Source organism: Acanthopleuribacter pedis, assembly GCF_017377855.1.
Lineage (GTDB): Bacteria > Acidobacteriota > Holophagae > Acanthopleuribacterales > Acanthopleuribacteraceae > Acanthopleuribacter > Acanthopleuribacter pedis.
This window is the reverse complement of record NZ_JAFREP010000049.1, coordinates 19,451-32,096: the sequence shown is the minus strand read 5'-3', so window position 1 is coordinate 32,096 and position 12,646 is coordinate 19,451. Positions and strand designations below refer to the sequence as shown.

9 protein-coding genes are annotated in these 12,646 nt (G+C 59.8%); 2 read left to right on the top strand and 7 right to left on the bottom strand.

Features of this window, described 5'->3' with window-relative positions; translation table 11 throughout:
* Positions 1-170 precede the first annotated feature (170 nt).
* The 7 genes from J3U88_RS31830 to J3U88_RS31800 all read right to left on the bottom strand — a co-directional run bounded on the left by J3U88_RS31830 (position 171) and on the right by J3U88_RS31800 (position 8,189).
* Positions 171-473 (bottom strand): hypothetical protein, encoded by a 303-nt coding sequence (locus tag J3U88_RS31830; protein WP_207863067.1) that lies wholly within the window; start codon positions 471-473, stop codon positions 171-173.
* Between the two features lie 526 nt (positions 474-999).
* Complete coding sequence (locus J3U88_RS31825; RefSeq protein WP_207863066.1) at positions 1,000-2,880, bottom strand: prenyltransferase/squalene oxidase repeat-containing protein; 1,881 nt, start codon at positions 2,878-2,880, stop codon at positions 1,000-1,002.
* A gap of 138 nt (positions 2,881-3,018) precedes the next feature.
* The gene (locus tag J3U88_RS31820) at positions 3,019-3,876 is read right to left on the bottom strand and encodes a prenyltransferase/squalene oxidase repeat-containing protein (RefSeq protein WP_207863065.1); all 858 of its coding nucleotides are present in this window, start codon (positions 3,874-3,876) and stop codon (positions 3,019-3,021) included.
* Complete coding sequence (locus tag J3U88_RS31815; protein WP_207863064.1) at positions 3,836-5,563, bottom strand: polyprenyl synthetase family protein; 1,728 nt, start codon at positions 5,561-5,563, stop codon at positions 3,836-3,838. The genes J3U88_RS31820 and J3U88_RS31815 overlap by 41 nt, the downstream gene beginning before the upstream one ends.
* A gap of 59 nt (positions 5,564-5,622) precedes the next feature.
* The gene (locus J3U88_RS31810) at positions 5,623-6,546 is read right to left on the bottom strand and encodes a 4Fe-4S dicluster domain-containing protein (protein WP_207863063.1); all 924 of its coding nucleotides are present in this window, start codon (positions 6,544-6,546) and stop codon (positions 5,623-5,625) included.
* Between the two features lie 61 nt (positions 6,547-6,607).
* Entirely contained in the window at positions 6,608-7,738 is a 1,131-nt protein-coding gene (locus J3U88_RS31805; protein WP_207863062.1) for a GTP-binding protein, read from the bottom strand.
* On the bottom strand, positions 7,725-8,189 hold the full coding sequence (locus tag J3U88_RS31800; RefSeq protein WP_207863061.1) for a glycine cleavage system protein H: 465 nt from the start codon (positions 8,187-8,189) through the stop codon (positions 7,725-7,727). Before J3U88_RS31800 ends, J3U88_RS31805 begins: the two co-directional genes overlap by 14 nt.
* A 446-nt stretch (positions 8,190-8,635) precedes the next feature.
* Between J3U88_RS31800 and J3U88_RS31795 the strand changes: the two genes are divergently transcribed.
* The gene (locus tag J3U88_RS31795) at positions 8,636-9,832 is read left to right on the top strand and encodes a cysteine desulfurase family protein (protein ID WP_207863060.1); all 1,197 of its coding nucleotides are present in this window, start codon (positions 8,636-8,638) and stop codon (positions 9,830-9,832) included.
* Positions 9,833-11,361: 1,529 nt separating this feature from the next.
* On the top strand, positions 11,362-12,552 hold the full coding sequence (locus J3U88_RS31790) for a radical SAM/SPASM domain-containing protein (protein WP_207863059.1): 1,191 nt from the start codon (positions 11,362-11,364) through the stop codon (positions 12,550-12,552).
* Positions 12,553-12,646: the final 94 nt, after the last annotated feature.

Here is a 12,646-nt window from a genome sequence, read left to right as displayed (position 1 = left end):
AACGCGAGGCGCCGCCTCGCCACCCTGTACGCCCTCTGAAGGAGGGCCATAGGTCAGCCCCGGGTACGACCATTGAAAATGGTCGTACCCTGGGTCTCTGGGGTTCACGGAGAGGAAAACGCTGAAGGCGTTGACACCCGAGGCGCCTGGGGTTCAAACCCCGCGGCGTTTCATGGCGTCAGGGTCGGGTTTTCGGTGGTGTTGGTTCGTTCGGTGTGGGTGGTGTTGGTTCGTTCGGTGTGGGTGGTGTTGGTTCGTTCGGTGTGGGTGGTGTTGGTTCGTTCGGTGTGGGTGGTGTTGGTTCGTTCGGTGTGGGTGGTGTTGGTTCGTTCGGTGTGGGTGGTGTTGGTTCGTTCGGTGTGGGTGGTGTTGGTTCGTTCGGTGTGGGTGGTGTTGGTTCGTTCGGTGTGGGTGGTGTTGATCCATTGGGTTCGGTGGGGTGTTGTTTGGCCGGCGCCTTCAGCGGCCTGCACGACGGGAACTCCCGGGGACCTAGGGTAAACGGTTGTTTCACAACCGTTTACCCTAGGCTGAAATCTCATAACGCCTTCAGCGTAACCAGTTGAAATTCGCCTCCGGCTCACAGCTCAAATTAGTGGTGGTCCAACCATTTCGGTGTGCGACCCCGTTGGGGTGCGCCGGATCAGCCACGCGCGAGCATTCCGTTTACCGGATCGCCCCCGTGCGAGCATTTCGTTTGCCGGATCGCCCCCGTTCGAGCATTTCGTTTGCCGGATCGCCCCCGTTCGAGCATTTCGTTTGCCGGATCGCCCCCGTGCGAGCATTTCGTTTGCCGGATCGCCCCCGTGCGAGCATTTCGTTTGCCGGATCGCCCCCGTGCGAGCATTTCGTTTGCCGGATCGCCCCCGTGCGAGCATTTCGTTTGCCGGATCGCCTCCGTGCGAGCATTTCGTTTGCCGGATCGCCCCCGTGCGAGCATTTCGTTTGCCGGATCGCCCCCGTTCGAGCATTTCGTTTGCCGGTTCACCCCCGTGGCGGCTAGGCCGGGATTGAGACCAAACCCGGGGCGACGCGGAACCAGGCCTGCTTGGCGGCCACCGCGTTTAAGGCGCCGGTTGCGAAGATGAGCGGGTACAACCGCTCGAAATACCACAGGTTGGCGAAGTAAAAGCCAATCGGGGCCGCTTCCATTTCCCCCTTGAGGCGTACGTGGTCGATCAACCAAGCTACCGCCGATTGGATGCGGTGCCAATCCGCAACCAGCGCGGGATCCTCGACGACCTGGTCGGGCAAACCCACGGCCAAGGCCTCAATCGCCAACGCCGTTTCTTCAATCGACGAAGGTAAACCCCGTGCGCCCCCGTAACCACCGTCCTCGTTGATCTGGTTGCGCAGCCAAGCGCGACCGCGCCGGATCATGGTCACCAATTGGGTGTCTTCTTTTTCTTCCATCGCCCACCAGGCCTGCAAACCCAGCAACACGCGGGCGGTCCCGTACACGGGGTTTTCGTTGTGTTCGTCGCCTTGGTTACCAAACCACAGCGGCACCCAACTGCCGTCGGCTCGCTGGTTTTTGACCAAATACTGCTTGGCATCTTCGATGGTGCCGTCCCACTCGTCGCCAACCACGCCGCGGAATTTCCAGGCGGCAAAGGCTTGCAGCGCATGCGCCGTGATGTCGGGACAGCTGCGGTCAAAGGGCAGGTTCCCCCAACCCCGGCAAAAAGTGGGCATGCCGCCGTCGCGATTTTGCAGGCCGGCCAACCAGCCGAGCCCCAGCTTGGCGGGTTCGTCGGCCTCGTGGCCGGACGGCACCAAGTTCGACAAAGCAATCACGGCACCCGAGGTATCGTCAGCATCGGGCACGCCCCCCGGCAACGGGGTCCAGGCCCAGCCGCCGGGATCGGCGCCGGTAAAGGGATGGACACCGTGGTATTGCTGATCCAACAACCACTTTAACAGCTTGCTTTTGTCTTGTTCGCCGAGGAAACGACCGTGCCGTGAAAGCGCGTTGACCGACAGGGTGGTCAGCCAAGTGGCGAGATGGGTGTCAATCGCCCAGGATCCGTCGTGCTTCACCAGGGACTTGAGAAAGTCACAACCCTTCTTCACGACGGGATGATCTTTTAAACCCATGGAGGCCAGCGACATCACCACGAAGGAAGTCAGCGGGACGGCCTCGAGGAAACCGCCGTTTTCGGGCTGGATCCGCGCCAACAAGTCCATGGTTTTGTTGCGGGTGAGCAACCGCGCCATGCCGGTCACGGGGTTCCAGGTCGGCTTGTGGTGTTGGATCGCTTGGCCGATGGCAATCAGCGCGGGCAGGGCGTAACTCACCACGGGCAGTTGCAGCATGCGGTACCACTTTTGCGGGAAAGCGGCCAATTCAAAAGGCAAGTGATTGATGTGACGCCAGGCCGCGCGCCCTTCACCCATGCGGCCGCACAGCGCCAACATGGTCATGATGGGGACGGCGAAGGTTTGGTCGGCGCCGTAAATGGATTTCATGGCGTCGGCAATGTGGCGCGGTTCGGTGCCGCCAATGGCGTCGGTCAACCATTGTTGGGCGCGTTTCAGGGCGCCGCGGGTTTCGGGATCGTCCACCAACGACAGGGCGGCCCAAGCCAAGGCAGTGGTGCTGACGTTGGAATCGCTGCGAACGGTATCGCCCCAGCCACCGTCTTTATTGGCGTGGCGCGCCAGCCAATGCACGCCGTCAATCACCATGGGGCGGTGGTGCTCCGCGTCAACGAGGTAGAGCGCGACCACCGCGGTGGCGGTCGACAGGGCGCTGGTCGACAATTCCCCTTCCCAAAAACCGTCGAGTTCGCGCCAGCCGAGCAGGCCGTCGATCAGGGATTTGTGGGCCCAAGCGAAATCAGCCGGTTCAAAGGTACGGTTCATTCCTTGTGCAGTCATGATCACTCCCGCATGAACAAATCAATCTCAAGTTGTTTGGAGGGCACCAAAATAACATCGACACGGGCGTCGATTTTATAAAGCACCGTTTTTACCGATCGCCGACAATTCGCGCTAGATCACACTTCGGCATTTTTTTCACAAGGCAAGGCATCCCAAGGCGAGCAAACCGTAAAAAGTATACTCGCAGTCCAGGATATCGTCGCCCCAATTGCCGTAAAAGGCGCCGCGGTTAACCCATAAGCTATCAATGTAGTCCAAGCATGGTTCGCGGATAACCTCAAGCGAAACACCCAGCGCGGTAAGCGCGAAAAGAGCGACGGCCGTGGAAAGTAGGTCCGGCATGGGCGCACCTGGCACGGCGAGAAAACCACCGTGTTGTCGTTGGTTCAACAGCCAGTCGCCGTCTTCCGGGCGCAACGGTTGACCCAAGGCGCGTTTGACGTTTTCCGCGGCGGAAAAAGCGGGCGTGGTGCCCATGGGCAAATCGCGGTAATTGCCGAACCCGCCGTCTTGGGTGCGCAAAGCGTCGACGGAGGCCAAAATGCGGTCGGCATGGGGTGTTTCGCGGTTCAAGTCTTGGTAAGCACCCACGGCCAGAAAAGCACCGTACGCGCTGCCGGTCGCCTCGTCCGGGGTTTCGTTAAAACCGCCGTCGGCGCTGCGGTAGCGCTCAAGCCCCGCGGCCAGGGCGTCGTGGTGTTGGGCGGGGACGTCGCCCAGCCCGGCCCAAGCGCGGATCAAGGCGCAACGGTGGATCAGGTCCAGATCTTCGCCGGACCCGAAACTTTGGAGGTAACCCACCAAGGCCTCGGCCGGTACGGTTTCTTGGAGCGCCAGAAGGTTGCCGAGCCCGAACACGGTGTAGTACAGGTCACAATCACCGGCGCGGTCGGCGAAACCGCCTGCTTGATGGTGGTGTGCGTGGGTGAATTCGGCAACGAGTGACGCGGCGTCAGACAGTAAACGGGGCGCGAGCCTCGCGGTCTGCAGCATTTCGAGCCTCATACTCACGGCACCAATCCTTAATTTCAATATCGTCAAAAATTTTGCCCAAAACGCGGCGCAGCAGCCCTTTCAGGTTGATGCTCTCCAGCGTTTGCAGCGATTTCACGGCTTGATCGCGGTAGTGGTTTTCCAACTGTTGGGCGCGATCCACGATCTCGTATTTTTCGTAAAGGCGGGCGACGTCCTTGGAGAAGTTGGGATGATCGCCGGTCTGGCGCGACCACAGTTGGGTCAACAACTTCTTGTCGGGACCCTTGGCGCGTTGGTGCGCCATGGCCAATAAGACGGAAGGCCGCAGCGCTTCGATGTCGTCGGCCTCGTGCTCGCTGCCGGAATCCTGGAGATCGTCGTGAACCTGGTAGGCAATGCCGAGCGCTTCGCTGTAGCGCTGCATGGCGTCGTGAACCTTGGCGTCGGCACCGGCGAAGGCGGCACCACAGCGCAGGGCGACCTCAAAGGCGGGCGCGGTTTTTTTGCTAAAAATGCCGAGCACGTCGTTGACTTTCAGGGGCATAGGCGTGCGCAGCCATTCCAACTCGCGGCCCTGACCAATGCACAAATCGCGTTGACCGACGGCGGCGATGCGCAGCATTTCAGCCACGGCAACGGGATCGGCGCCGCATTCGGCGATCAGGCGGTAGCCTTCACCGATGAGCAGGTCACCGATGTTAATCGCCATGGCTTCGCCGTAAATTTCATGCAGGGTTTGCTCGCCGTAGCGGTAGGCGTCGCCGTCCTGAATGTCGTCGTGAATCAAGGAAGCCTTGTGGAAGCACTCGATGCCGACCGCCAACTTGTGGAACCCCTCGGGCAGGGGCGCCTCGGGATCCTCGGCCAAGGCCTTGGCGACACAGGCAGCCAGGAAGGGACGCCAGCGTTTGCCGTTTTTGCGAAGCCAGGTGCGCGCGATTTGTTCACTCTCACCGGAGGCGGGCCCCATGATGGTTTCGAGGCTTTCTTCGCGGAACCAGGTACTTACCTCACGGCGCAGTTCTTCCAAATCGAGGCGCCGGGTTTTGTCGTCGTGGGTCAGGTGGATCGCATCCCACACCCAATCCAAATCGACATTGGTGTCCAGGCAATCGCCCTGCAGCAGCGGGATGGCCACGCCGGGCACGGCGGCGGCTTCCATGTAGGGGAAGGCGCGCTCCAAAACGGAAAGACAGGAAACCCCGACGATGGCGTCGATTTTTCCGGTTTCAATGATGGCCATGACCAGCGCCGAACCCTCGGCAATCAGCACGGCGTAACCCATTTTTTCGGCTTCCAGTTGCAGGTCTTCCAAGGAACACTGGCCGCATTGTTTGCAGAGCAGGCCGAACTCGTCGAAGGGCGCGGGGCACACGGCCTCGGTGCGCAGGCACTTGGGCAACAAGAGCAAGCGGCGGTTGAAGGGGATTTTGGCCAGCGTTTCTTCCCAACTCTGGTTGTTCATCAGAACCGCCAAGAAGTTGAGGAAATCGTGGGGGATCGCCTCGCGCTCGGCAAGTTCCAACGCGTGGACCTTGAGGTCGTCGATGGGGATGGGCGGGATCAAGGCTTTTTCGGTCACGTAGGCGCGCACCTTGTCCTTAATTTGGCGACGCAATTCCTGGGTCGGCGGGACATTGCCCTCGGCGGGACGCTCGGGCCGCGAGGTAATGATTTTCGGAAGTGTAAATTCGCTGGTACTCATCAGTGTTGCTCCCTATCGTAAACCAAAGAAAATTACGGCCGGCGAGGCGGCCCGGCACCTTAAGCTTCAGCCGTGGGCGGCTGTTCCGAGGCTTTTTCGAACCTGTTTTGGATTTGCTCGGCCGACGGCAGTTGCTCCATCAGCTCTTGCGGAATGTCCAGGGTTTCCTGCAGTTTCTTTAAGCAGCGTTTGCGTTCTTTGAGCGCGCGTTCCTCGTCGCGTTCCTTGGAAAAGCGCGAGCGGGCGCGGGTGGAGCGGTCGCGCAACATGCTGTAGATGTCGCCGCCGAGCAAGGAGGAAATGTCGACCTTCATTTTTTCCCGCTCCAAATCAGCTTCTTGGACGGGGGCGCCGTTGATGGGTGCGGCGCGGTATTTGGGGAAAAGGATGGCGGCCTCGGGGCAAACCCGCGAGCAAGCCGGGCAGTCGGTTTTGCACTTGGTCGGGTTCTTGACCTGGATCTGCTTGTCGTCGGAAACGCCGTAGACGTCGAACAAACAGAAGCTGAGGCACTGCATGCAGTTGGTACAGCGGTCGAAATCGATGACGGGGAACCAGGGTTTCCACGGCTGACTTTTCTCGGCAACCACCTCGGGGCTCTCTTCCGGCAGGGTGACGGGTTCACCGACAATCGCCTCGCACACGGCCTCGGCGGAGTCCTCACGCATGTTGAGTACCTCGTGGTTTTCCTCGTCGAGTGGGTTCTCGGCGGCGTGGAACAACCACTTCACGGCGCGTGGATAACATGCTGCAATTTTGAGACTTTTTTTGTCGGCCAACGCTTTGAGACGCGGATCCTTCTCTGCCGACATGCGACACAGATCTTCCACTTCTTCCACGGCGACCTGGCTTTGTTTCAGGCCGGCCAAGACACCGTCCTTCACTTTTTGCGGCAGAATTTTGGTGTAGGCGCAATGGCAAAACACGATGGTGGTGTCTTGCTTTTCAGCCGAGGCTGATTCGGGCGTTTCGGTAACATTCATGGGCGAGGTTCCTTGCAGGCAAAAACGTGTGGGGGTTCAACCGAAAACGGCAACGGTTCGGTTATACATCCGCTTCGGCATGCGCCATGCGGTAGATGGGTTTGGGTTCACCGGGGCGGAAGCATTCTAAATGGTCAAGCTCCCAGCGCACGACGTCGTTTTGACAACTTGCCACGGCATCTTCAAGGACGGCGCGCAGTTGTTCGGGATCGCCCTCGGCACGGAGGTTCACGATCAATTCACCCTGCTGGAGCGGGTCCATCAGGGATTGGGTAAATTCAGGCCGGTAATCGGAACCAACCAAGTTAAGCACCGCGATTTCACCACTGCCGTCGAGGGGGTCGAGGGTCATTTTGAAGTGGGCGATTTCAATATGCAGGCTGTTGAGGCGTTTTTGCACGGCGAGCGCTAAGTTTTGCAGCAGCGAGTCGCCGGCGGTGAGCGCCGCGGCGCGTAATTTGAGCGAAGCGTTGAGCCAGCCGAGCAGGGCTTCGCCCTCGGCGTAAATGCGGTAATCGAGCGGCATGGTTTCGCCGAGCGGGAGTTCGCGGTCCCAAATCGCGTCGAACCAAGGTTCCAGTTCCCAGCCCTCGCGGGCGGAAATGCCGATCACCTCGGCCTCGGGGAAACGCGCGCGCAGGGCGTCGGCGAGTTGCGCGTATTCGGCGTCGTCGAGCAGATCGCGTTTGTTAATCACGATCATGGCCGCTTCTTCCAGTTGCTTCATATAAATGTAGGTGACCTTTTCGGAGAACCCGCGTTCGTCGCTGAGGCCCAAGACGCGGCGGGCACGGCGCGGGTCCACCAACACGCTGAGCGGGGCGACGCGGTATTGGTCGCCGTAAATGCGGCGCAGCGGGTAGGAAACGGAGGCGACCAGGTCGGTACAACTGCCGACGGGCTCGGCGATAAAGACGTCGGGTCGGGTTTCGCGCGACAGGTTTTCGGCGGCTTCCATCAGGGAATCGAAGCGGCAGCAAAAGCAGCCGCCGGGAATTTCTTCCACGTCAAAACCGCGCGAGGCCAGGTTCAGCGTGTCGACGAGGCGGTTGCCCTGGTCGTTGGTGATCAGGCCGACGCGCAAACCGCGTGCGCTGAGGTGTTCGGCCAAGCGGGCGATGGCGGTGCTTTTGCCGGCCCCCAAAAAACCACCAATCATGATGTAGCGCGCCAGGGCGTCAGGGTTCGTCATAACCTTCTCCAATCATGCGATCAATTGTTTGATCCAAAAATGCGGCGTACCCTTCCGCGTCGAGGGCCTTGGGTTCGCCGGTACCGCGAACCTCGTAGAGCCAGCCTTTGCCGTAGCCGTCTTTGACCAGCCATTGCGGCGATTCGTTGAGCGCCTCGTTAAACGCGGTGACCTCGCCTTCGACCACGGCGTAGAGGTCGGAAGCAGCCTTGAGGCATTCGATAAAACCAATGACATCACCGATTTGGATGCGGTTCCCCAGCGGTACTTCAATGCCGGTTTCCACCAAATCACCCAACATGCGGGTGGCAAACTTGGTGAGGCCGACCCGCAACAGACCGTCGTCCTCGCCGGCGATCCAAAAATGGGCCTGGGTATAACGGTAGTGACGGGGTAAACGGGTCGAAAAACGCGATCGCTTGTAGGCAATCGTTTCATTTGAACCAATCATGCTTGAGGTATTCCTGAATAAATCCAAAATCGCCGCGAGGCGCGAGATGCGCACGAGGTGACGTTGTGCCGCGATCTCCGTGGAGGGTAATAGCTGCTTGTACGTAGGTAACGCGTGTTTAGGTTTCACAAAGGATCGTTTCGAAGCGACAGGGCGTCGGTGGCGGATCCCGGCGAGGCCGGCATGACCTGACAGGTTTCAACCTTAAGTGTGGGATTTAAGGGGTAGCAATCGGCCAAGATCCTGGAGCGAACCGTGTTGGAAGGCGCGGGCCTATTTAAAAGAACCGCGAGCATTTTTCCAGCACGTTGCAGCCCAGGGGATTGCGCGCGTGCGCCGCTTAAGAATCGTTCACATTAGGTTTATTGAGGCAACCAGATGCGATGTTAGCATGAGATGATCAGAAATCGTGAAACTCCGAGGCAGGCAAACACGTTGGACCGGCTATGAACAACCCAACTTTCCCCGAAACCATCTATCTCGATTACCAAGCAACGACCCCGGTTGACCCGCGTGTCCTAGAAGCGATACGGCCTTATCAAGAACAAGGTTTCGCCAATCCGGCGAGCAACCACGCGGCGGGCCATGCGGTGCGCGCGGCGGTTGAGGCGGCCCGCGACGCGGTGGCGGCATCCTTTAACGCGGACCCGCTCGGCTTGGTTTTCACCAGCGGCGCCACGGAAGCCAACAACTTGGCGCTCAAAGGTCTGGCCGAACAGTACGGCTCGGAGAAACGCCACCTCATTTCCAGCCGCGCGGAACACAGCGCCGTCATGGATGTCTTGGAACACCTGGGCGAACAAGGCTTTGACATGACCATCATCCCCCATGACAGCGAGGGCCGTTTGCGGATGGACCGGCTTGCCGAGGCGTTCCGCCCCGACACGCTGGCCGTATCGTTGATGGCGGCCAACAACGAGGTCGGCACCATCCACGACATCGCGGCCATCGGTCGACTCGCCAAAAAACACGGCGCCTTTTTTCACTGCGACGCGGCCCAACTCGCGGGCAAAGCAGCCATCGATGTGCAGGAGGCGGGCATCGACCTGTTGACCTGGTCGGCCCACAAATTTTACGGCCCGCCGGGTTGCGGCGGCCTGTGGGTGCGCCGCAAACAACCGCGCGTGCGCCTGGCGACCCAAATCCACGGTGGCGGCCACCAGCGCGGTTTCCGCTCCGGCACGCTCAATGTACCGGGCATCATCGGCACGGCGGCAGCCCTGGCCCTGTGCGAGGCCGAACACGCGCAAGATCACCAACACGCCGCAAGGTTGGGGCGGTTGTTACAGCAGGAATTGGCCGAGGTCGAAGGCGGTTACCTCATCAACGGCACGCGCGAACCCCGCCTAGCCAACAACCTCAACCTGCGTTTCCCAGGTATTGCGGCCGACCGCCTGCTCAAGCGCATCCCGGAACTGGCCGTCTCCCAAGGCGCGGCATGCAGTTCGCATCTGCCGGGCCCGTCGCGGGTCCTGCTGGCCATGGGCCAAACCCCGGCCCAGGCACGCGAGGCGTTGCGGTTTTCCTGGGGCCGCTTCACCACGGCGGACGAAATCACCCGCGCCGCGGCGTTGCTAAGTGAAGCGGTCGCCTGGTGCCGCAACCAACCCCAAGAAGCGGAAGAAGCCGGCTGCTCCCTGTAGCGAAGATTGCCCTGCTCGAAAGGGCCGCGCCCACGTCGTTCTCCTACTTTCGTTGGCCATGTTCACATCGTTGTCCTGCCTGCGTTGGCCCCGTCCACGTGGTTGCCCTGCTTGCGTGGGCCCCGTCCACATCGTTGCCCTGCTTGCATGGGCCGCATCCACATGGTTGCCCTGCTTGCGTGGGCCGTGTTCACATCGTTGCCCTGCTTGCGTGGGCCGTGTTCACATCGTTGCCCTGCTTGCGTGGGCCCCGTCCACGTGATTACCCTGCTTGCGTGGGCCCCGTCCACGTGGTTGCCCTGCTCGCATGGGCCGCATCCACATGGTTGCCCTGCTTGTAGGGGCCTTATCCCCGTCATTGCGGTGCTCGCATGAGACCTGACCCCGCGCGCCCCAACGGGGGCCGCACCACCGAATCGATGGACCATGCTTTGATTGAACGCCGGGCGGCGCCCGGCCACTCTGGACGAATCCTGAAGGGATTCCATATATTAGCCCCGGGTACGGCCATTGAAAATGGCCGTACCCTGGGTGCCGGGGGTTCACGGACGGGAAGGCCCTGAAGGGGCCGACACGACAGGCGTCGCGGGGATCGCGCAATGGATGCCGCGGCAATGATTGGGCGATTCGGTGATGGGTTGTGGGGCCGACGCATTCAGCGTCTACACGACGGGAACCCCATGGGACCCAGAGCAAATGGGGTTGGTTATACCGCGGCAGGCAATGATTGGGCGATTCGGTGACGGGTTGTGGGGCCGACGCATTCAGCGTCTACACGACGGGAACCCCATGGGACCCAGAGCAAATGGTTGTACCACAACCATTTGATCAGGGCTGAAATCCTAAACACCTTCGGTGTAACCAAAGGTTGTTCGGCGCCGCCTCACGTTTAAAATCAAGAATGGTCCACGCACGAGGGTGGGCGACCCCGTTAGGGTTCGCCGGATTGCCATTATTCCCAACGGATTTTCAACACGGCCACCATCATCACCACCCGGTTTCCGCCCGGATCGCCATCATTCCCAACGAATTTTCAACACGGCCACCATCATTCCCACCCGGTTTCCGCCCGGATTGCCATTATTCCCAACGGATTTTCAACACGGCCACCATCATTACCACCCGGTTTCCGCCCGGATTGCCATTATTCCCAACGGATTTACAACACGGCCACCATCATCACCACCCAGTTTCCGCCCGGATCGCCATCATTCCCAACGGATTTCCAACACGGCCACCATCATTCCCACCCGGTTTCCGCCCGGATCACCATCATCACCACCCGGTTGCCAACCCACCACCATCATTCCCACCCGGTTTCCGCCCGGATCGCCATCATTCCCACCCGGTTGCCAACCCACCATCATCATCCCCACCCGGTTTCCACCCCATCAACCCATCTAAAATCAAAACAAGCCATCGCCGGCCACGTATATTCACCAAGCCGCCCCGCCAACCCGCCGCATCCCTTCCCTCCCCAAACAGGAAAGCCGGGTTAGAATAGGGCACCCCCACAAGGAGACGCGCTTATGCTCGCCCGGTTCACCTATCGCATGGCTACCGAATTGGCCCCCAACGTGGCATTTAAGGCCGCTTACCTCTACGGCTTCAAAGGCATGAAGGCCATCCATTCCTACAAACGGCGCCTCAAAAACGACGAACTCTACCCACCTTTTATGTTCGTCGCGCTCACCAACACCTGTAACCTGCGCTGCCAAGGCTGTTGGGTCGAAAAAGTCGGCAAAGCCCGTCACATGACGCCCGAGGACATCGACGCCGTCATCGAAAACGGCAAAAAACAAAACGCTTACTACTACACCCTGCTCGGCGGTGAACCCTTCCTGCACAAAAACCTGATGTCGATTTTCGAGCGCCACAACGACTGCTACTTCCAGGTCATCACCAACGGCATGTTCTTTAGCGAAGAGACGGTGCAAAAGCTGCGCGACCTGGGCAACGTCACCCCGCTGATTAGCATCGACGGCATGCAGGACCAAAACGACATGCGCCGCGGCGAAGGCACTTTCAAAACCATCATGGACGGCCTCGACCGCCTCAAAAAACACAAACTCTTTTTTGGCATCGCCACCACCGCCACCGGCAAAAACATGGAAGAAGTCATGTCCGACGAATACGTCAACATGTTCATCGAAAAAGGCGCCATGTACCTGTGGTACTACATCTACCGTCCCGTCGGCGAAGAACCCCACCCCGAATACTGCATGCAGAAACAACAAATCGTCGACATGCGCCGCCGCCTGCTGAAATTGCGCCGCAAACACCCGATCCTGCTGATCGACACCTACTGGACCGCCGAGGGCGAAGCCTTTTGTCCGGCCGCCACCGGTCTGGGCTTTCACATCGGACCCGAGGGCAGCATCGAACCCTGTCCCCCGCTCTCCTTCGCCACCAACAAGGTCCAGGACAACCGCGACGACCTGTTCAGCACCATCAACGAAAGTGAATACCTGCGTGGCTTCCAGCAGTTTGTCAAAAACCGCACCAAGGGCTGCGTGATCCTCGAACATCCCCAGGAATTGGCGAGCTTCATTCGCGATCACGGCGCGGTCGATTACAGCACCCGCGACGCGCTCAGCGAAATCGATTCGATCAGCCCGCGCCATTCCCACCACCTGCCCGACGAAGAAATTCCCGAGGACTACTGGGTTTATCGCTTTCTGAAGAAACAGGTTTTCTTCGGCATGGGCGCGCTAGGGTAGTCACTTAGACATTTTTTTGTTTACTTTTTGTCGTCAAAAGAATACGCTCTCAACCATCCCAAGTTGCCCACCTCCATCATGAGCAATTTTGGGA

Coding starts and splice junctions, on each gene's coding strand:
- J3U88_RS31825 (WP_207863066.1), bottom strand. CDS start 2,880: ATGACTGCACAAGGAATGAACCGTACCTTTGAACCGGCTGATTTCGCT.
- J3U88_RS31820 (WP_207863065.1), bottom strand. CDS start 3,876: ATGCTGCAGACCGCGAGGCTCGCGCCCCGTTTACTGTCTGACGCCGCG.
- J3U88_RS31815 (WP_207863064.1), bottom strand. CDS start 5,563: ATGAGTACCAGCGAATTTACACTTCCGAAAATCATTACCTCGCGGCCC.
- J3U88_RS31810 (WP_207863063.1), bottom strand. CDS start 6,546: ATGAATGTTACCGAAACGCCCGAATCAGCCTCGGCTGAAAAGCAAGAC.
- J3U88_RS31805 (WP_207863062.1), bottom strand. CDS start 7,738: ATGACGAACCCTGACGCCCTGGCGCGCTACATCATGATTGGTGGTTTT.
- J3U88_RS31800 (WP_207863061.1), bottom strand. CDS start 8,189: ATGATTGGTTCAAATGAAACGATTGCCTACAAGCGATCGCGTTTTTCG.
- J3U88_RS31795 (WP_207863060.1), top strand. CDS start 8,636: ATGAACAACCCAACTTTCCCCGAAACCATCTATCTCGATTACCAAGCA.
- J3U88_RS31790 (WP_207863059.1), top strand. CDS start 11,362: ATGCTCGCCCGGTTCACCTATCGCATGGCTACCGAATTGGCCCCCAAC.